We start from the raw sequence: 18,287 nt of genomic DNA on the forward strand, positions 1-18,287 counted from the left end.
GCCGCATGCAGTTGCGGCCAACGAACCGATTGAATAAATGAAGCCGCAGTCGGATGGCTACGGCTTCCCATTAGGATGCGGTGCCTATACATGAAGGACGCCTAGATAACAAGAGCCAACAGGCCGCATTGCGCGGGTCCTGCGGGCGATCGGAGACGATTTGGCAAAGCAGGCACGGGCTGAGGAAAACAAGACGCGATCGCTGCGATCGCTCGGCAGGCTGACGCCCTATGTCATGCGTTATCGCGGCCTGGTGGCCGGTGCGCTGATGTCGCTGGCGCTTGCCGCCATCACCTCGCTGGCGCTGCCGCTCGCCGTGCGTCGCATGATCGATCACGGCTTCACCCAGTCCGACGGCCGCTTCATCAACAGCTACTTCGCCATGCTGATGGTCATGGCCATCGTGCTCGCGGTCGCCAGCGCGCTGCGCTATTATTTCGTCATCACCATCGGCGAGCGCATCGTCGCCGATCTTCGCCGCGACGTCTTTTCCCATGTGACCAGGCTGTCACCCTCCTTCTTCGACGTCAACCAATCCGGCGAGATCGTCTCGCGGCTGACCGCCGATACGACGCAGATCAAGTCCGCCGTCGGCGCCACCGCCTCGGTAGCGCTGAGGAACTTCATCCTCTGTATCGGCGCCATGGGCATGATGATCGTCACCTCGCCGAAGCTTTCGAGCCTCGTTATCGGAGCGATCCCATTGATCGTCTTCCCGCTCGTCGCCTTCGGCCGCTCGGTGCGCAAGCGCTCGCGTGCCGCCCAGGATACGCTGGCTCATGCCTCCGCCTTCGCCAACGAGACGATTGGCGCAACCCGCACCGTCCAGGCCTTCAACGGCGAGGATGCCGCAGCGACGCGCTACGGCACCGCCGTCGAATCTGCCTATGAGGCGGCCCGCGCCGCCATCCGCTCGCGCGCACTGCTAACCGGAATCGCCATCACGCTGATCTTCGGCAGCGTTGTCGCCGTGCTCTGGTTCGGCGCCCACAGCGTGCTTGCCGGCACGCTTTCGGCCGGCACGCTCGGCCAGTTCCTGCTCTATGCCGTCATCTCCGCCGGTTCGCTGGGTGCGCTGTCGGAGGTCTGGGGTGAACTCTCGCAGGCAGCCGGTGCTGCAGACCGGCTGACCGAGCTTCTCGACGAGGTCTCGCCGATTACAGCCCCCGCCAGCCCTGAGCCGCTTCCGTCGCCCAGCCGTGGCCGTGTCGAATTTTCCGGCGTGCACTTTGCCTATCCCTCGCGCCCCGGCAAATCGGCGCTGTATGGCTTAAGCTTTGCGATCACGCCAGGTGAGACCGTCGCCATCGTCGGCCCTTCCGGTGCCGGCAAGAGCACCGTATTCTCGCTGCTGCTGCGCTTCTACGATCCGCAGCAGGGCAGCGTGAAGATCGACGGTGTCGACGCGCAGCTGACAACGCCTGATGAACTGCGCCAGCGCATCGCCATCGTGCCGCAGGACGTCACCATCTTTGCCGCCTCGATCCATGACAACATCGCCTTCGGCCGTCCCGGCGCCTCGCGTGACGAGGTCCGCGCCGCAGCCCTTGCCGCGCAGGCCGACGAATTCATCGCCCGGCTGGACCAGGGCTATGAGACCGAGGTCGGCGAACGCGGCATCACGCTCTCCGGCGGCCAGCGCCAACGCATCGCCATTGCCCGCGCCATCCTGAAGAACGCGCCCGTGCTGCTGCTTGACGAGGCAACCTCCGCGCTTGACGCCGAAAGCGAGACGCTGGTGCAAAAGGCGCTTGACGGTCTGGTGGACGGCCGCACGACGCTCGTCATCGCCCATCGCCTGGCAACGGTGCTGAAAGCCGACCGCATTCTCGTCATGGATCAGGGCCGGGTCGTCGAGGAGGGCACGCATCAGAGCCTGATCCGCCATGGCGGCATCTATGCGCGGCTGGCGCGGCTGCAATTCGACGCCGCCAACGAGGATGTGCTCGCTGCCGCGAAATAGCCGGCGCGCACTTCTCCCGCCAACAGCGACTAAAGTTTGAACCCGCCGCGCTTCTCTGCGGTTGTCTTTCGCGCGTCCTGCCCTAAGCTCTTCATTCCCCGGGTGGGGATATTGCTGCTGAAATCCTTGGGAGGAGATAGGAATGGCGCTTTCCGATATGACGCGACGTGCGGGCCTTGCGCTCGGTTTCGGTATGCTTGCGGCCATTGCCGCCGGCGCCTCTGCCACCGCTGCGGATTTTCCCGATCGCGCGATCACCATGGTCGTGCCCTTCGCGGCCGGCGGCTCGACCGATGTCGTCGCCCGCATCGTCGCGCAGAAGATGTCGGAGGATCTCGGCCAACAGGTGATCGTCCAGAACGTCGCCGGCGCCGGCGGCAATCTCGGCGCCGGTAACGTCGCCCGCGCCGAACCGGACGGCTACACCATCCTGATGGGCACGGTCGCGACCCATGCCCTCAATCCGCTGATCCTGAAATCGACGCCATATGACGCCGAAAAGGATTTCGCACCGATCTCGCTGCTTGTCGTCGTGCCGAATGTGCTGGTCGTCAATCCGGAACTGCCCGCAAAGACCGTGCAGGAACTGGTCGCCCTGCTGAAGGCCGAACCCGACAAATACAGCTACGCCTCATCGGGCAACGGCACGCCTTTGCATCTTTCCGGCGAACTCTTCAAGTCCATGGCCGGCGTCAGCATGCAGCACATCCCCTATAAGGGTGCCGGTCCGGCATTGAACGACGTCATCGGCAACCAGGTGCCGATCATGTTCGACAACCTGCCCTCCTCGTCGAGCCACATCAAGGCCGGCACTTTGCGGGCGCTGGCGGTGACCACGGCCGAGCGCGCGCCCTCCTTCGCCGACGTACCGACCGTCGCCGAGTCAGGCATTCCAGGTTACGAGACCTATACTTGGAACGCGCTTTTCGCCCCGGCCAAGACGCCGAGCGAGGTCGTGACGCGCCTCAATGCCTCGGCTAAAAAGGCGCTCGCCGACCCAGCCGTCGCGGAACGGATGAAAGAATTCAGCGCCACCATCGTCGGCTCAACGCCGGAGGAACTCGCCGCCCATGTGAAGGCCGAACTCGCCAAATGGGGACCGGTCGTCAAGGGCGCGAACATCCAGATGGAGTGACCCAGACTGTATGGGCGCCGGCGCCCTCATTCGCTTGCGTCCAATGGAAACGGTGACGATTGGACGCTAAGCAACCCAATCCTGATTAAGGCAGTGGAAAAGCTCGCCATTTTGATCTAGCTTCCGCTAAGCTGATGGTTGCAATTCAGCGTTTTGGGATTTCGGGAGACATCTATGTATAAATTCGAAGTCTATAAGGATAAGGGCGGGGAGTTCCGCTTCCGCTTCAAAGCATCGAACGGGGAAGCCATGTTCTCCTCCGAGGGCTACAAGGCCAAGGCGTCCGCCATGAGTGCCATCGAATCGATCAAGAAGAACACGCCAAGCGCCGAGATCGTCGATCAGACGAAGGCCGAATCCTGAGCAGACCGGCAGCGGCGGCGTAATTGCCGCCCTGCCCTTTCGCGCCCGTAAGCAGCGCCGGTGCCTTTGAGCCCGGCCCGCTTGCTTGCGATTTTCGGCGCCATTTTTCTTTTTCGCGTATTTTTTTTGAAAGCCATGTCGAAAAGACCGGTGGCCGCGCCTCATTGTTTTGGAACGGCTCCGCCGCTCCGCCGGGCTTCACGGCTTTCGGGATATCGGTCCCCGATGCCGGCATGCCCGGATCAACGTCAGCAACGAGATCAGGAGTTTTCCATGCAATATGCTCTCATCATTCGCGAAGCCGCCGAGGATTTCGCCCGCCGCAGCGATCCCGCCTATCGCGACGGCTGGGTCGCCTACAGCCAGGCGCTCGCTCAGGCAGGGGTCATGACTGGCGGCGCCGGGCTGACAGGCCCGGAGACCGGCACGATCGTGCGCCGCAAAGGCGAGGACCACGATGTGCAGGACGGCCCCTATCCGGACGGCAAGGAACAGCTTGGCGGCTTCTATCTGATCGACGTCCCCGACATGGACACTGCGCTCGAATGGGCAACCCGGGTTCCGATCTCCGACAAGGGTTCGGTCGAGGTGCGCCCGCGCCTGCAGATGTGAGGTGGTCATGCCGCCCGATGCCGGACGCGCTGCCGAAAAGGTGGCGCGTCAGTCCTACGGCAAACTGATCGCCTTTCTCGCCGCCCGCTCGCGCGACGTGCCGGCGGCAGAAGATGCATTGTCGGAAGCGCTGGCTTCGGCGCTTCGCGTCTGGCCGGAGCGCGGCATTCCTGGCAATCCGGAAGCCTGGCTGCTGGTGGCTGCCCGCCGCAACCTCATGCAGGCTGCTCGCCACCGCACTGTCGAGGCCAATGCACAAACGACGATATCGGTCGCCTTCGAGGAGGCGGAAGAACGCATGAATGCGGCCGGCAGTGCCGTCTTTCCCGATGAGCGGCTCAAACTGCTCTTCGCCTGCACCCATCCCGCCATCGACAGCTCCGTGCATACGGCGCTGATGCTGCAGACCGTTCTCGGCATCGAGGCGAGAACCATCGCACGGACCTTCGTCGTTTCGCCGGAAACAATGAGCCAGCGGCTGGTGCGAGCCAAGGTGAAGATCCGCGATGCCGGCATTCCCTTCGCCGTTCCGCCTCGCCCCGCCTTGCCCGGGCGGCTCGCCACGGTGCTTTCGGCGATCTACGCGGCCTACGGTCTTGGCTGGGACGGTCTCGACGGCGAGGAAGAGCGCCATTCGCTCGCCGGCGAGGCGATCTGGCTCGGCCGCGCGCTTCTGGCGGTGCTGCCGGATGAACCGGAAGCGATCGGCCTGCTGTCGCTGATGCTCCACTGCGAAGCCCGCCGCAACGCCCGGCGCGACGATAGCGGCCGATATGTGCCGCTGGACGAGCAGGACGCGGCCGCGTGGAACGCGATCATGATTGCCGAGGCGGATGCACTGCTGCGCAAGGCCAGCGGCTTCGATCGTTTCGGCCCCTTCCAGTGCCAGGCGGCGATCCAATCCGTGCATGCAGCGCGCCGGCTGTCGGGAGCGACCGACTGGCAGGCGCTGACGACACTCTACGCAGCGCTGGTGATGATGAAGCCGACGCTGGGTGCGCGTGTCAGCCAGGCTGCGGTGATCGGCAGGGCCCTGAGCGCCGCTGCCGGCCTGGAGCGGCTCGACAAGCTCGATCCGCGCGACATCGCAAGCTACCAGCCCTACTGGGCGGTGCGTGCCTTTCTCCTGACCCAGGCCGGCGATGATACCGCGGCAGCCGATGCCTATATGACAGCCATCGGCCTTAGCGACAGCCCCGCCGTGCGCGATTTTCTCACCGGCCGACTAAAGGAAGCGCGGCAGGCGATATCAAGTTAATCATTTCTCGGTCAGCTTCAGCTCGATGCGGCGGTTGGTAGAGCGCGCATCCGGCGTATCGCCAGGCGCGATCGGCTGGAATTCGCCGAAGCCTGCGGCAACCAGCCGGTCGGCCGGCACGCCCTGTGCGATCAGGAATTTCACAACCGAAATCGCGCGCGCCGAGGAGAGTTCCCAATTGTCGCGATAGCGGCCCGTTCCGCCAAGCGGCACATTGTCGGTATGGCCATCGACGCGCAGCACCCAGTTGATCTCGGGCGGAATTTCCTTGGCGAGATCGAGAAGGGCGGTAGCAAGCTTCGCCATCTCGGTCTGCCCCTCCGGGTTGAGATCGGCACCGCCCGAGGGAAACAGCACCTCCGACTGGAAGACGAACCGATCGCCGACGATGCGGATATTCTCGCGGTCCGAAAGGATCTCACGCAACCGGCCGAAGAAGTCGGAACGGTAGCGGTTCAACTCTTGAACGCGCGCGGCGAGCGCCACATTGAGGCGGCTGCCGAGATCGGCGATCTTGGTCTGCGAGACTCGATCTTTCTCCTCCGAGGCCTGAAGGGCTGCTTCGACGGCGGCAATCTGGCTGCGAAGCGCTGCGATCTGCTGGTTCAGCAGTTCGACTTGGCTGAGCGCCCGCTCGCTCACCTGCTTCTGCTCGTCGAGCTCCTGCGTCATCGAGCCGATCCGCTTCTGCGCCGCATCTTGACCACCCGAACCGGCATTCAGCAGCGCCTGCAGCCGCGACCGGTCACCTTCGGCGGTGGCAAGCGAGGCCTGCAGATTGGCGACCGAATCCTGGAGATCCTGGTTGCTGCCCTTTTCGAGCGCGAGAAGCTGAGTCAGCTCGTTGATCTGGCTGTTGAGACGACTGAGCACCTCATCGCGTCCGCTAATCTCGCGGCTGAGGATGAATTGCCCGACGACAAAGACCGTCAGCAGGAACATGATGGAAATGAGCAGCGTCGACAGTGCGTCGACGAAACCCGGCCAGTAATCCACCGTGCGTTCGCGGCGCCGGTTGCGGGCAAGAGCCATGGCTTACTTGCCCTCGCTCTTTTCTGCCTGGCTGGCGCGGTCGCGCAAGCGCTCGCCCCTCTCGCCGCCGCGCTCCTGCACGCCGATGCGTTCGGCAAGCCGGTCGAGCGTGCGACGCATCGCCTTGGCCTCGTCCTGCTGCGCCTCGATCCAGTCGCGCAGCATCTGCTGCTCGTTGCGCATGTTCTTGACGAGGCCCTGAATGCCTTCGGCAAGGCTTGCCATGGCGGCGACGGAGCGCTGGCTGCCGGCGCCGCCCTCTTCGGAGACCTTACGCAGATAATCGGAGAGCGCGCGCATGTCGTCCGAGGAAGCGCCGGCAACGGCGTCGAGAGCCGGCGCAAGATCGGAGCCGACATCCGTGACCGAGGACAGCCAGTTTTCCAGTTCCATGTAGAAGCGGTTCTGCGCGCGGCCCGCCTGCAGGTCGAGAAAGCCGAGAATGAGCGAACCGGAAAGGCCGAGCAGCGAGGAGGAGAAGGCCTGGCCCATGCCCGAAAGCGGCGTGGAAAGCCCTTCCTTCAGCGCCGAGAGCACGTCTCCAGTACCGTTCGAGCCGGCATCGAGGGACTGGATGACAATGCTGATCGAACCGATCGTGCCGATGAGGCCCCAGAACGTGCCGAGCAGGCCGAGGAAGACCAAGAGGCCGATCAGGTAGCGCGAAACGTCGCGCGATTCGTCGAGGCGGGTGGCGATCGAATCGAGAATCGAACGCAGCGCTGTCGTCGACAGTGCCAGTGAGGACTTGCGGCTGCCGAGCAGCGCCCGCATTGGCGCAAGCAGCCGCGGATTGCGGTTGACCTTGTCGGCGCTGCCGGCGGCGCGGAAGGAATTAAACCAGCGCACCTCGGGTCGAAGCGCCAGTACATGATTGAAAACAAGAATGATTCCGACCGCGAGAACGCCGAGGATCAGGCCGTTGAGGCCCGGATTGTGCATGAAGGCGGTCTGCGTCTGCCGGAAGAGGATGGCGGCGATAAAACCGACGATGACGAGGAAAAGCAGCATCGTCCAGAGGAAGGGCATGGGGCTCGAAAGCCTGTAGGCATAAGTGCCCGCCGTCTTTTCGGTGGAGCCGATCTCCGCCACATTCACATTTTCCATAGGTTACGCAGCCTCCGGATTCCCTGCTGGCGGAGACTAGAACAACATTGTGCCGAATTGAAGTATGCCGGGGAGAAAACCGTGACTTTACAACAGCCAGATTTTCGTTCGGTCACTTGGCGGGAACCGGCCGCTTGACGACTTCGATCAGCGCCTTGTGGATAATCTCGTTGCCGGCGACGATTGTGCCGCTCTCCAGCATCGTTGCGCCACCGTCCCAGTCGGTGGCGAAACCGCCGGCTTCGCGGATGAGCAGGATGCCGGCCGCCATGTCCCACGGCGCAAGCTCGGCCTCCCAGAAACCGTCGAAACGTCCGGCCGCGACATAGGCGAGGTCGAGGGTCGGCGAGCCCAGGCGCCGGATGCCCGCCACTTCGCCCATCACGTGGCGAAGCTCGACCAGGAACTTGCCGTGATTGCGCTTGCCGAGCGCCGGCACGCCGCAGCCGATGACGCAATCCGACAGCGCCCGGCGCGCGGCGACGCGCAGGCGCCGGTCGTTAAGGAAGGCGCCGCCGCCGCGCTCGGCGGTATAGAGTTCGTCGGTCGCCGGATTGAAGACGACGGCTGCAACGATCTCGCCATTGCGTTCGAGCGCGATCGAGACAGCGAAGGCCGGGATGCCATGCAAAAAGTTCGTCGTGCCGTCGAGCGGGTCGACGATCCAGCGATGCGCGCCGTCGGTGCCCTTGATTTCCTCGCTTTCCTCGCCGAGGAAGCCATAGGTCGGACGCGCCTTGAGCAGCTCTTCCTTGACGATCTTTTCGGCCTTGCGATCGGCGGTGGAAACGAAGTCGCCCGGTCCCTTCACGGAAACCTGCAGGTTCTGCACTTCGCCGAAATCACGTCCCAGCGACTTTCCTGCCTTGAGGGCAGCCTGAACCATGACATTGAGAAGAGCTGAACGGGCCATCGGCGCATTTTTCCTTGGGACTGATACGGGGCGCGCGCGCTGCCAGGGGCGGGAAGTGTCCCTGAACATGCATGACAGGCAGCGCTGCAAAGATTGGCGGCCTCAAGACCACAAAATCAGGGAAATTTCAAGGGGAGGCGTGCATGGCTGCCCTGCGGTGCCGGAAACCGGCGACATTGCTCCGTTTCATCGAAATCGATCTCAGAACTTCTGCTGCGTTATCAGCACTTCGCGAGCGATCTGATCGAGCGGCAGAATACGGTCGACGCCGCCCTTGGCGATCGCCTCCTTCGGCATGCCGAAAACAACGGAACTCGCCTCGTCCTGCGCCACCGTGTAGGCGCCGGCCTGGTGCATTTCCAGCATGCCGCGCGCGCCGTCGTCGCCCATGCCGGTCATGATGATCCCCATGGCGTTCGAGCCGGCCGAGCGCGCCGCCGAGCGGAAGAGCACGTCGACGGAAGGCCGGTGTCGAGACACCAGCGGCCCGGTCTTGACGCTCACATAGTAGCGCGCACCCTGGCGCTCGAGCAGCATGTGCTTGTCGCCTGGCGCGATCAGCACATGACCGCGCAGCACCGGATTGCCATCGACGGCTTCCTTGACCTCGACCTCGCAGAGCCCGTTCAGCCGCTTGGCGAACGCGGCGGTGAATTTCTCCGGCATATGCTGAACGATCACCATGCCAGGTGCATTGGCGGGTAGTTCCTCCAGGAACTCGCGCAGTGCTTCGGTGCCGCCGGTGGAGGCGCCGACGCAGACGACCATCTCGGTCGTCTTCGCCATGGCCCGCCCCGTCGGTGGCGGCAGCATCACATCGGCCGTCAGCTTCTTGGCCGGCCCTTCCACTGAGGCGGAGCGAATGGTTCCGGCGGCGCGGCGGACGTTGGAAAGCCGTGCATGCGAGGCGCTCTTGACGACTTCGCGAATGCGCATCGCATCGTCGGAAAGGCTGTCGGCGGCGCCGATCTTCGATTTCAGGATGACGTCGACGGCACCTGCCTCCAGCGCCTGGAGCAGCGTTTCCGAACCCGCTTCCGTCAGCGACGAACACATCACGACGGGGATCGGCCGCTGCGACATCAGCTTGCGCAGGAAGGTGATGCCATCCATGCGCGGCATCTCCACATCGAGCGTGATGACATCGGGGATCTCTTCCTGCAACTTCCGCGCCGCCATGAAGGGGTCGGATGCGACCGCCATGATCTCGATATCGGGATCCTGCTCCAGCACATGGGTCAGCGTCTGGCGGATGCTGGCGGAATCGTCGATGATGAGAACGCGGATTTTCTTAGCCATGAGTGCCCCTAATGCATGCCGTCCAGAAGTGCGCAGCGGTTTTGGGATGACGCGATGCGCTTTAGATACGCTGAAACACCGTATTCGAGACCTGCTTCAACGGCAGATCGAAGCCGGTGATCGATTCGGAGTGACCGATGAACATGTAGCCGCCCTTGGCCAGGCAGGCGCAGAGGCGGTTGAGCACACCGGCCTGGGTCTGCTTGTCGAAGTAGATTAGCACGTTGCGGCAGAAGATGACGTGCATCGGTTCACCGATCGGATATTTCTCGTCCATCAGGTTCATGCGGGCAAAACCGATCTTGCTGCGCAGTTTCGGCGTAATGCGCACCTCCCGCCGACCCGGCTGCTTGGCCGTCAGCACGTATTTGCGCTGCAGATCGCGCGGCACGGGTGCGATCAAGTCTTCCGGATAGATGCCGCGGCGCGCCGTCTGCAGCACGTCGGTGGAAAGATCGGTCGCCAGTACACTGTAGGAGACGTCGTTGCGGCATTCGGCGAATTCCGCCAGCACCATCGCCATCGTGTAGGGTTCCGCCCCCGTCGAGCAGGCCGCACTCCAGGTGCGGATGGTCCGCACGCCGCTATTGGCGATCGCCGGCAACGCCACGCTCTGCAGATAGTCGAAATGCTTGGCTTCGCGGAAGAAGTCGGTCTTGTTGGTCGTCACCACGTCGATCAGGTAGACGGTTTCCTGGGCGAGGCCATCCTCATTGAACAGGAAGTCGCAATAGTCGTCGAAGGTCGCGTGGTTGGTTGCGCGAAGGCGGCGCCTCAGCCGCCCTTCGAGCATCGTCAGCTTGGTCGGCGGCATCTTGATGCCGCTATAGTCGTAGATGAACCGGGCAAGCTTGTCGAAATTGCGCTTGCTGATCCGGTCGCCCGGCAATTGGGTTTCCACCGCTGCTGCCATACTCATAGAATGCAGTACTCCGAATTGATGCGCGGATCAGGCCGCCGATTGCAGTACCGAGGCGTCCTCGCGCGACAGCAAGCGTGCAAGATCGATGATGACGACGAAGCCGTGTTCACGGCGAAAGACGCCGGCGATATAGTCCGAGCGCCAGCGCACGCCGATATCGGGCGCCGCCTCAATCTGCTCGCGCCGGAACGGCGTGACCTCGAAGACCCGGTCGGCGACGAGGCCGAGGGTCAGAAGCCGGCTTTCCATCGGCACGTCGAGGACGAGCACCCGCGTATGCGGCGTCGGCACGGTCTTCGTCATGCCGAGCTTCAAGCGAAGATCGATCGTCGGCACGCCCTGCCCGCGCACGTCGCGCAGACCGAGCAAATAGTCAGGACCATTCGGAATCTTGAAGGCCTCCGCATAGTCGAGGATTTCCCGCACCACCTCAACCGGCACGGCGAAGATCTCCTCGCCGAGGCTGAAGGTCACGAATTGCGCTTCCAGGGAGGTCGTGGCCATGATCATGCGCTTTCCTTGAATTCGGCGTCCCCATCATCGGGACCGCCCATGGAGAGATCGAGAGCGAAGCCTTTCGCCCGCGCCTGCTGACCGGCGACGCTGTTGGCGGCTGGTTTTTTGGCCCCCGGCTTGCGGGCGGTGGCCGGAGCCGGACTGCGCACCGTCATCCTGGCAGCTGGCGTGCGGTCACGGCGGCCGCCCGCCATATCGACCTTGAAGAAGGCGATCGACGTCTGCAATTCCTCGGCCTGGGAGGCGAGCTCTTCCGAGGTTGCGGACATCTGCTCGGAGGCGCCGGCATTCTGCTGCGTCACCTTGTCGAGCTGCTGGATCGCTTCGTTGATCTGCGAGGCGCCGATATCCTGTTCGCGGCAGGCAGCGCTGATCTCGGAGACCAACTCCGCCGTCTTGCGGATGTCGGGCACTAGGCGGCCGAGCATGTCGCCCGCTTCCTGGGCGGCTTTGACAGTATCACCGGACATCGCGCCGATTTCCGCAGCCGCCGACTGGCTGCGCTCGGCAAGCTTGCGCACCTCGGAGGCAACGACCGCGAAGCCCTTGCCGTGCTCGCCGGCACGTGCCGCTTCCACGGCGGCATTGAGGGCAAGAAGGTCTGTCTGGCGGGCGATCTCCTGGACGATGCCGATCTTCTGGGCGATCGTGCGCATCGCATCGACGGCGCGGGAGACGGCTTCGCCGCTCGCTTCGGCATCCTTGGCCGACTGGCGGGCGATCTTCTCGGTCTGGGCGGCGTTATCTGCGTTCTGCTTGATGTTGGAGGCCATCTCTTCCATCGAGGCGGATGCTTCTTCGGCGGACGCGGCCTGTTCCGTGGCGCCCTGCGACACCTGCTCGGAGCTCGAGGACAGTTCCTGGCTGCCGGCCGAGACGTTTTCGGCAGCTGAGATCGCATCGGCGACGACGCCGCGCAGGCGCTCGACCATCTGCTCCAGCGCGATGCCGAGCATATCCTTCTCCGAAAGGGGCTTCGGAGAGACAGTCAGGTCGCCGTTCGAGATCTGGTTGGCGATCGTTGCGGTGGTGCGCAAGTTCGCCGTCATCCGGCTCATCGAATGGACGAGATCGCGGATTTCGTCGTTGCTCTTGTGCTCGATGTTCTGTTCGAGATCGCCGATGCTGACGGCATCGGCAAGGTTGACGGCCCGCTTTAGGCCGCGCGAAATGTTGAGCAGGATCCAGATTGCGGCCGCCGACGAGACGATGATCAAACCGATCGTCATCATGACAAGCAGATTGCGCGACTGGGCATATTGATCGTTGGTGGCGGCATCGGTTTCGGTGACATTGCCGGTCACCGTGTCGTTCAACTTGGTGAGGATGCCGAGAAGCTGGGTCGTCACCTGCTGGCCTTCGCCCATCGAGATGGCGCCGGCCTGAGTGTTGGACTCCGTCGTGTTCTGCGCGGCGAGACCGGCGACGCGATCCTGCAGCGCTGTCCACTTGCCGTAGAGATCGCCGAACTGACCCATGCCATTCCTGATATCAGGGTCTTCCGAAGCAGCAAGGCGAGCCTGCAATGTCTTGATCTGCTCGCGCTGCTGCGAGATCTCATCGACATAACCGGCGATCTTGGTCGGATCGGTGTTGATGATCGCATCCTTTTCGGCGCGGATCGAGCGCATCACGGCATCGGAGAGATCGCCGGAATCACGCAGATTGGCGACCGGACCGGCAACCATGATCGAGATCTCGCTGTTCAGCGACGAGAGATTGTAGATCGAGAGACCGGCCATGGCACAGGTCAGGAGAACGATGAAACCGAACACCAGGCTCAGTTTGAGTTTGATCGTGAAGCGCATTCCAAAACCCCTTTAGGACTGCAGCGGATATCCCGCGAATTGACACATTGTGCCGCCGTGAAAACGCTTCATGCGTAACCGGCCGAGCCGGTGTGTCCCGGCGCGTCCATGCACCGGCCATAACGGGGCCGCTGTTGTCGCGGCCCCAATGCCTGCCTGCCGGTAAGCGCTTATGCGCTTTCCCGGAAATCATCATCGGCCGTATCCGGCCCTCCCATCGACATGTCGAGGGCAAACCCCTTCGCGCGGGCCTGCTGGCCCGCGACGCTGTTGGCGGGAGCCGTCTTGCCGGCAGGTTTGCGCGCTGCGGCCGGAGCGGGGCTGCGGACGGTGAGTTTTGCAGCCGGCGCGCGCTCGCGGCGCCCGCCCGCCATATCGACCTTGAAGAAGGCGATCGACGTCTGCAGCTCCTCGGCCTGGGCAGCGAGCTCTTCCGAGGTTGCCGACATCTGCTCGGAGGCGCCGGCATTCTGCTGCGTCACCTTGTCGAGCTGCTGGATCGCCTCGTTGATCTGCGAGGCGCCGATATCCTGTTCGCGGCAGGCAGCGCTGATCTCGGAGACCAGCTCCGCCGTCTTGCGGATGTCGGGCACCAGGCGGCCGAGCATGTCGCCGGCATCGGCTGCGGCCTTGACCGTATCGCTCGACATCGAGCTGATTTCGGCAGCTGCCGACTGGCTGCGTTCGGCAAGCTTGCGCACTTCCGAGGCGACGACCGCAAAACCCTTGCCATGTTCGCCGGCACGAGCAGCTTCGACGGCAGCGTTGAGCGCCAAGAGATCGGTCTGGCGGGCGATTTCCTGGACAATGCCGATCTTCTGGGCAATCGTGCGCATCGCGTCGACTGCACGCGTCACCGCTTCACCGCTGGCTTCCGCGTCCTTGGCCGACTGGCGGGCGATCTTCTCGGTCTGGGCAGCGTTATCGGCGTTCTGCTTGATGTTGGCGGCCATCTGCTCCATCGAGGCAGAAGCCTCCTCCGCCGAAGCGGCCTGTTCGGTGGCGCCCTGCGATACCTGTTCCGAACTCGCCGAAAGTTCCTGGCTGCCGGAAGAGACATTGTCGGCGGCCGACAACGCGTCGGCGACGACGCCGCGCAGGCGTTCGATCATGGTATTGACGTTGCCCAGAAGTTCACCGATTTCGTCATGGCTGGTGATATCGGCCATCTTCGTCAGATCGCCTTCCGACACTTCGCGAACCACGGTGTTTGCACGGCTGAGGCCTTTGCTGATCGTGCTGGCGATCCAGAACGCGGTGAAGGCAGCAATCAGCAGGGCAACGGCGGCGACCGCAACCATCATTGTGCGCGTCGTCGTGTACTGCGCTTCGGCGCCGTCGTCGGCTGCCTTCATGCGCTGCTTTTCAAGTGCCAGGATTTCGCTGAGCGTCGAGTCGATGTCGTTGGCAGCGACCCGAGCCGTCGTCATGGAGATGGCATTCGCGCCCTCGGCATTGCCGGCCTTCATATATTCGCGGATCTGATCGTCGGCTGCCGTGAAGGTCTTGGAAAGTTCGGCGATACGCGCCCAGCGCGCCTTGCCCTCTTCCGTGGCCAGCTCCAACACCTGGCTGAAGGCGTCGTTGAGGTCCTTGCGGGCCTGATCGCCCTTGGCGACTGCGCCGGCCGTCTCGTCCGCGGTGCGGGCGGCGAGCAGGTTCTTCTGCTGGCGGATCTCCTCAAGCTGGGCAATGTTGATCTGCTGCGCGAGATCGAGGCGGGCTGCCGGACCGGAGAGAAGCTTATCGATCGTCTCGTTCAGCGATCCAAGGCTGAAGATACCGTAAGCGGCGGTGCCTACGAGCATCAGAATGATGAAGGTGAACGCGGTCACCAGTTTCGTCTTGATTGTCAGTCGCATCGTCAAAACCCCTCGTTAAATTCATCCAGCGTCAATTGACGGCTCCCGCCGCATCTTGCCTCGATGAAAAGATCGCCTGCAGATTGGGGAGAATGATGAATTCTCCGCCCCTCTTCACCAGGCAGTTGATGTAATCGGCGCGCCAGCGCATGCCGACGCTCGGTGGCGCCTCGCTGGCGGACTTTGCAAGCGTCGTCACCTCGTTCACTTTGTCGGTCCTGAGGCCGACGAGTGTCTGCTCGCCCTGCAGATCGATTTCGATGACGATGAAGCGACTGTCGATCGTCGCCTCTGCTGCTTCCATCCCGAAGGCGAGACGCAGATCGGCGAGCGGAATGACTTTGCCGCGAAAGTTGATGACGCTGGCGACGAAGGGCTGGCTGCCCGGCACCGCGGTCTCGGGAAGCAGGTCCAGGATTTCCTGGACGATGACCGCTTCCAGCGCGAAGGTTTCGCCGTTGAGATCGAAGGTCAGGACCTCGACTTCCTCGGCATAGCTCCAGTGATTGTCGAATCGTTTGGCTGTTGCTGCTGTTGCGCTCATCCTGCCACCCGCAATTGCGCCTCCTGTTGCTGACCCGCGGCAACCAGGTGCCCGACGTCGAGAATGAGGGCGACGCTGCCGTCGCCGAGAATGGTCGCGCCCGAGAAGGTCGCGACGTTGTTGTGCAGTTTCGACATCGACTTGATGACAGTCTGGTGGTCGCCGATGATCTGGTCGACGACGAGGCCGACACGCTCCGTGCCGGTCGAGATGACGACGACCTTCTGGTGCACGTCGGGCTTGGTGCCGGTGCGGAAGAGATCGCGCAGGCGCAGGAACGGCACCAGGCTGTCGCGCAGCGAGATGAAGCTGCGACCGCGCGAGCGGAGATCTTCCTCGAGCGACAGTTCGAGGCATTCCTCGACCGCCGAGAGCGGAATGACGTAGCGGCCGGAGCCGACGCGTACCAGCAGGCCGTCGATAATGGCGAGCGTCAGCGGGATGCGCAGGGATACCTCCGAACCCTGCCCCGGGACGCTGGCGATATCGATCGCACCGCGGAGCGCTTCGACCGTCTTCTTGACGACGTCCATGCCGACGCCGCGGCCGGACAGATTAGTGATCGCCGCCGCCGTCGAGAAGCCGGGAGCAAAGATCAATTGCAGCAGCTCGGAGTCGGAAAGCGGCTGGCCGGGCTGAATGAGGCCGGAGGATTCCGCCTTGGCGCGAACGCGTTCGCGATTGATGCCGCGGCCGTCGTCCTTGATCGAGATGATCACCTCGCCGCCGACCTGACGGGCAGAAAGCGTCACCGTACCGGCTTCGCTCTTGCCGGAAGCAAGCCGGTCAGCCGGCGTTTCGAGGCCGTGATCGATTGAGTTGCGCACCAGATGCACCAGCGGATCGGCCAGACGCTCAATGACGGTTTTGTCGACTTCGGTGCTCTCGCCCTCCGTCACCAGCTCGATCACCTTGCCGGTTTCGCGAGCGAGATCGTGAACGAGGCGGCGGAAACGGGAGAAGAGGGTGGCGACCGGCACCATGCGCAGCACCATCATCGTGTCGCGCAATTCGCCGGAGAGACGTTCGATTTCTTCCGAGACGGAGCGCAGTGCGATGTCGGCGCTGGCGCTCGCGAGCTGGCTGAGGCGCGATTGCGCGATGACGAGCTCTCCGACGCGGTCCATCAGTTCGTCGAGACGTTCGGCCGGAACGCGGACATTCTCGGCCGCCTTCGCCTGGCTGACGGCGGCAGGCGCCTCGCGCTTGGCCGGAACCGCCTCCACAGGACGGAACTCCGGGACGGCGGCCGGCTGAACGGGCGCCGCCGATGCCGCGGCGATAGGCGCAGGTGCAGCCTTTTCCTCGACCGGAGCGGCGGTTGCCGCTGCCGACGCGTCGATCTCCTCAACGCTGAGTTCCATGTCATCGAGCACGAAGATGAAGACGTCGTCGATCGCCGAGCGGTCCTGTTCGCTGGTCAGCGTCACGTCCCAGGAAATGTGGAGTTCCGTCGGAGCCAGCGCGTCGAGGGGCGGAATGGCCGAGGTGTCGGCGCGCACGGTGCATTCGCCGAGATCGCGCAGCTCGTCCAGCAGGCCGAGCGGGTTGGTGCCGTTGGCCATCGAATTGGCGGGCAGGCTGAAGCGGACGCGCCAGCTGTTCTTCTTCTTCTTCGCCGCTGCGTCGCGCACGGCTGCGGGTACGGAAACAGCGGCCGGCGCTGCTTCCTTGCCGCCGACGGCAGCTTGCAGCTGCGCCAGAAGTTTATGCCCGATATCGCCGTGATCGGCGTCCGGCTGGTCGACCAGGGCCCGCATGTGGTCCTGGGCGGCGAGAACGGCGGCGACGAGTTCGCTGGTCGCCGCGACCTCGCCCTTGCGGACACGGTCGAAGGCCGTTTCGCAATGATGGGTGAAGGCGGCAAGCGCCTCGAAACCGAACATCGCGCCGGAGCCCTTGAGCGTGTGGAGGCCGCGGAACACGGCGTCGACGAGATCCTTGTTGTCGAGCTGGTGGGTCAGGTCGAGAAGACCGGCCTCGATCGCTTCGAGGCATTCGGCGGCTTCGGTGCGGAATACGGCAACCGGATCGAGCGTACTCATCGTCCGAGAACCTTCTTCACGATCTTCACCAGGCTTTCCGGGTCGAACGGCTTGGTCAGCCAGCCTGTGGCGCCGGCGGCCTTGGCACGCGCCTTGAGATCGGCGTCCGATTCCGTCGTCAGGAAGATGATCGGAACACCGGCCTGCGCCGGCAGCTTGCGCAGTTCCTCGATCATCGTCAGCCCGTCCATGACAGGCATGTTGAGATCGGTCACGATCAGATCGAAGCTGCTTCCCTTAGCCGTCGCCAGGCCCTCTGCCCCGTTGACCGCCTCGGTGACGCTATAGCCGGCATTGGTCAGCGTGACCTTGGTGGTCAGACGGATGCTGGCGGAATCGTCGACAGTCAGGATATTTGCACTCATAACGTCACCTCTTTATGCAACCAGAAATTTGCGTCTTCGTGATCGAAGGATTCGATGAAACCTGCGCGTTCAAGTACCTTCAGGACAGAGCCGCTGGCTGGCGAAGAAAGTTTGAACGTCTTTCCCTTGGCTTTTGCTTGGCGGCGCGAGGATTCGATGAGTTGAACGAAACTCAGATCCGCTTCCGCGCCTTCGGGAATGCTGACGATGATTGTATCATTGCTGCGAAATTCATCAGTAACCTTTGAATATAGTTCGGGAATGTTGCGAATATTGAGCACGTCCGGCAAAATTATAGATTCGTAATATTGTTTTTGAGTATCCAATGCAGCCTCCTGGGCCAGGGAAATACTTGATGACCCTAAAAGGACTCTCACGGCAGCGTTAATGCAGAGTAAACAGCGGTTGTAGGAAACTGCCGTATAGCGCGTTCCGCGACTCCCAATTCTCATCCGGGATAAGTTATATTTTTTCCTCAAAATTTAGAAATAAATAAAGTAAAAACAGCATGTTGAACTACCCCGCGCGACAGTGACGCTTTCA

General features: G+C 63.0%; 17 protein-coding genes. 5 read left to right on the forward strand and 12 right to left on the reverse strand.

What is annotated here, in order from left to right; genetic code table 11:
* The first annotated feature begins 160 nt into the window (after nt 1-160).
* The 5 genes from RWJ89_RS28785 to RWJ89_RS28805 all read left to right on the forward strand — a co-directional run bounded on the left by RWJ89_RS28785 (nt 161) and on the right by RWJ89_RS28805 (nt 5,331).
* Entirely contained in the window at nt 161-1,963 is a 1,803-nt protein-coding gene (locus RWJ89_RS28785; RefSeq protein WP_020051557.1) for an ABC transporter transmembrane domain-containing protein, read from the forward strand.
* A gap of 142 nt (nt 1,964-2,105) precedes the next feature.
* On the forward strand, nt 2,106-3,098 hold the full coding sequence (locus RWJ89_RS28790; RefSeq protein ID WP_168284260.1) for a Bug family tripartite tricarboxylate transporter substrate binding protein: 993 nt from the start codon (nt 2,106-2,108) through the stop codon (nt 3,096-3,098).
* A 174-nt stretch (nt 3,099-3,272) separates the two neighbouring features.
* Nucleotides 3,273-3,461, forward strand: coding sequence for a YegP family protein (locus RWJ89_RS28795; RefSeq protein WP_003542808.1), 189 nt, complete (start codon nt 3,273-3,275; stop codon nt 3,459-3,461).
* Nucleotides 3,462-3,734: 273 nt separating this feature from the next.
* On the forward strand, nt 3,735-4,073 hold the full coding sequence (locus RWJ89_RS28800; protein ID WP_168284261.1) for a YciI family protein: 339 nt from the start codon (nt 3,735-3,737) through the stop codon (nt 4,071-4,073).
* Between the two features lie 7 nt (nt 4,074-4,080).
* Nucleotides 4,081-5,331, forward strand: coding sequence for an RNA polymerase sigma factor (locus RWJ89_RS28805; protein WP_316029545.1), 1,251 nt, complete (start codon nt 4,081-4,083; stop codon nt 5,329-5,331).
* Here RWJ89_RS28805 and RWJ89_RS28810 read toward each other — a convergent pair whose 3' ends face one another.
* The 12 genes from RWJ89_RS28810 to RWJ89_RS28865 all read right to left on the reverse strand — a co-directional run bounded on the left by RWJ89_RS28810 (nt 5,332) and on the right by RWJ89_RS28865 (nt 18,070).
* Entirely contained in the window at nt 5,332-6,363 is a 1,032-nt protein-coding gene (locus RWJ89_RS28810; protein WP_131665530.1) for a peptidoglycan -binding protein, read from the reverse strand. It abuts the gene before it with no gap.
* Between the two features lie 3 nt (nt 6,364-6,366).
* Nucleotides 6,367-7,470, reverse strand: a complete 1,104-nt coding sequence (locus RWJ89_RS28815) for a MotA/TolQ/ExbB proton channel family protein (protein ID WP_077979543.1) — start codon at nt 7,468-7,470, stop codon at nt 6,367-6,369.
* Nucleotides 7,471-7,582: 112 nt separating this feature from the next.
* Nucleotides 7,583-8,383: an inositol monophosphatase family protein gene (locus RWJ89_RS28820; protein WP_029871935.1), complete on the reverse strand. Its 801-nt coding sequence runs from the start codon at nt 8,381-8,383 to the stop codon at nt 7,583-7,585.
* 201 nt (nt 8,384-8,584) lie between these two features.
* Nucleotides 8,585-9,682: a protein-glutamate methylesterase/protein-glutamine glutaminase gene (locus RWJ89_RS28825; RefSeq protein ID WP_168284264.1), complete on the reverse strand. Its 1,098-nt coding sequence runs from the start codon at nt 9,680-9,682 to the stop codon at nt 8,585-8,587.
* 61 nt (nt 9,683-9,743) lie between these two features.
* Nucleotides 9,744-10,601 carry a CheR family methyltransferase gene (locus RWJ89_RS28830; RefSeq protein WP_316031841.1) on the reverse strand — a complete coding sequence of 286 codons (858 nt, stop codon included), beginning with the start codon at nt 10,599-10,601 and terminating at the stop codon, nt 9,744-9,746.
* A gap of 30 nt (nt 10,602-10,631) precedes the next feature.
* The gene (locus tag RWJ89_RS28835) at nt 10,632-11,114 is read right to left on the reverse strand and encodes a chemotaxis protein CheW (protein WP_316031842.1); all 483 of its coding nucleotides are present in this window, start codon (nt 11,112-11,114) and stop codon (nt 10,632-10,634) included.
* Complete coding sequence (locus RWJ89_RS28840) at nt 11,111-12,928, reverse strand: methyl-accepting chemotaxis protein (protein WP_168284265.1); 1,818 nt, start codon at nt 12,926-12,928, stop codon at nt 11,111-11,113. The genes RWJ89_RS28835 and RWJ89_RS28840 overlap by 4 nt, the downstream gene beginning before the upstream one ends.
* Nucleotides 12,929-13,098: 170 nt before the next feature.
* Nucleotides 13,099-14,790: a methyl-accepting chemotaxis protein gene (locus RWJ89_RS28845; protein WP_168284266.1), complete on the reverse strand. Its 1,692-nt coding sequence runs from the start codon at nt 14,788-14,790 to the stop codon at nt 13,099-13,101.
* Nucleotides 14,791-14,821: 31 nt separating this feature from the next.
* A complete protein-coding gene (locus tag RWJ89_RS28850) occupies nt 14,822-15,334 on the reverse strand; it encodes a chemotaxis protein CheW (protein ID WP_316031843.1) in 513 nt (170 codons plus the stop codon).
* The gene (locus RWJ89_RS28855; RefSeq protein ID WP_316031844.1) at nt 15,331-17,379 is read right to left on the reverse strand and encodes a chemotaxis protein CheA; all 2,049 of its coding nucleotides are present in this window, start codon (nt 17,377-17,379) and stop codon (nt 15,331-15,333) included. The genes RWJ89_RS28850 and RWJ89_RS28855 overlap by 4 nt, the downstream gene beginning before the upstream one ends.
* Complete coding sequence (locus tag RWJ89_RS28860; protein WP_003552634.1) at nt 17,376-17,744, reverse strand: response regulator; 369 nt, start codon at nt 17,742-17,744, stop codon at nt 17,376-17,378. The genes RWJ89_RS28855 and RWJ89_RS28860 overlap by 4 nt, the downstream gene beginning before the upstream one ends.
* Complete coding sequence (locus tag RWJ89_RS28865) at nt 17,741-18,070, reverse strand: STAS domain-containing protein (protein ID WP_077979537.1); 330 nt, start codon at nt 18,068-18,070, stop codon at nt 17,741-17,743. The genes RWJ89_RS28860 and RWJ89_RS28865 overlap by 4 nt, the downstream gene beginning before the upstream one ends.
* Nucleotides 18,071-18,287 lie beyond the last annotated feature (217 nt).

Source organism: Rhizobium sp. 10PS4, assembly GCF_032464805.1.
Taxonomy (GTDB): Bacteria; Pseudomonadota; Alphaproteobacteria; order Rhizobiales; family Rhizobiaceae; genus Rhizobium; species Rhizobium laguerreae.

Bases quoted from the DNA above. Each gene is read 5' to 3' on its own strand.
- RWJ89_RS28805 (WP_316029545.1), top strand. From the start codon at position 4,081: ATGCCGCCCGATGCCGGACGCGCTGCCGAAAAGGTGGCGCGTCAGTCC.
- RWJ89_RS28855 (WP_316031844.1), bottom strand. From the start codon at position 17,379: ATGAGTACGCTCGATCCGGTTGCCGTATTCCGCACCGAAGCCGCCGAA.
- RWJ89_RS28790 (WP_168284260.1), top strand. From the start codon at position 2,106: ATGGCGCTTTCCGATATGACGCGACGTGCGGGCCTTGCGCTCGGTTTC.
- RWJ89_RS28810 (WP_131665530.1), bottom strand. From the start codon at position 6,363: ATGGCTCTTGCCCGCAACCGGCGCCGCGAACGCACGGTGGATTACTGG.
- RWJ89_RS28815 (WP_077979543.1), bottom strand. From the start codon at position 7,470: ATGGAAAATGTGAATGTGGCGGAGATCGGCTCCACCGAAAAGACGGCG.
- RWJ89_RS28850 (WP_316031843.1), bottom strand. From the start codon at position 15,334: ATGAGCGCAACAGCAGCAACAGCCAAACGATTCGACAATCACTGGAGC.
- RWJ89_RS28845 (WP_168284266.1), bottom strand. From the start codon at position 14,790: ATGCGACTGACAATCAAGACGAAACTGGTGACCGCGTTCACCTTCATC.
- RWJ89_RS28860 (WP_003552634.1), bottom strand. From the start codon at position 17,744: ATGAGTGCAAATATCCTGACTGTCGACGATTCCGCCAGCATCCGTCTG.
- RWJ89_RS28820 (WP_029871935.1), bottom strand. From the start codon at position 8,383: ATGGCCCGTTCAGCTCTTCTCAATGTCATGGTTCAGGCTGCCCTCAAG.
- RWJ89_RS28830 (WP_316031841.1), bottom strand. From the start codon at position 10,601: ATGAGTATGGCAGCAGCGGTGGAAACCCAATTGCCGGGCGACCGGATC.
- RWJ89_RS28800 (WP_168284261.1), top strand. From the start codon at position 3,735: ATGCAATATGCTCTCATCATTCGCGAAGCCGCCGAGGATTTCGCCCGC.
- RWJ89_RS28825 (WP_168284264.1), bottom strand. From the start codon at position 9,682: ATGGCTAAGAAAATCCGCGTTCTCATCATCGACGATTCCGCCAGCATC.
- RWJ89_RS28795 (WP_003542808.1), top strand. From the start codon at position 3,273: ATGTATAAATTCGAAGTCTATAAGGATAAGGGCGGGGAGTTCCGCTTC.
- RWJ89_RS28840 (WP_168284265.1), bottom strand. From the start codon at position 12,928: ATGCGCTTCACGATCAAACTCAAACTGAGCCTGGTGTTCGGTTTCATC.
- RWJ89_RS28835 (WP_316031842.1), bottom strand. From the start codon at position 11,114: ATGATCATGGCCACGACCTCCCTGGAAGCGCAATTCGTGACCTTCAGC.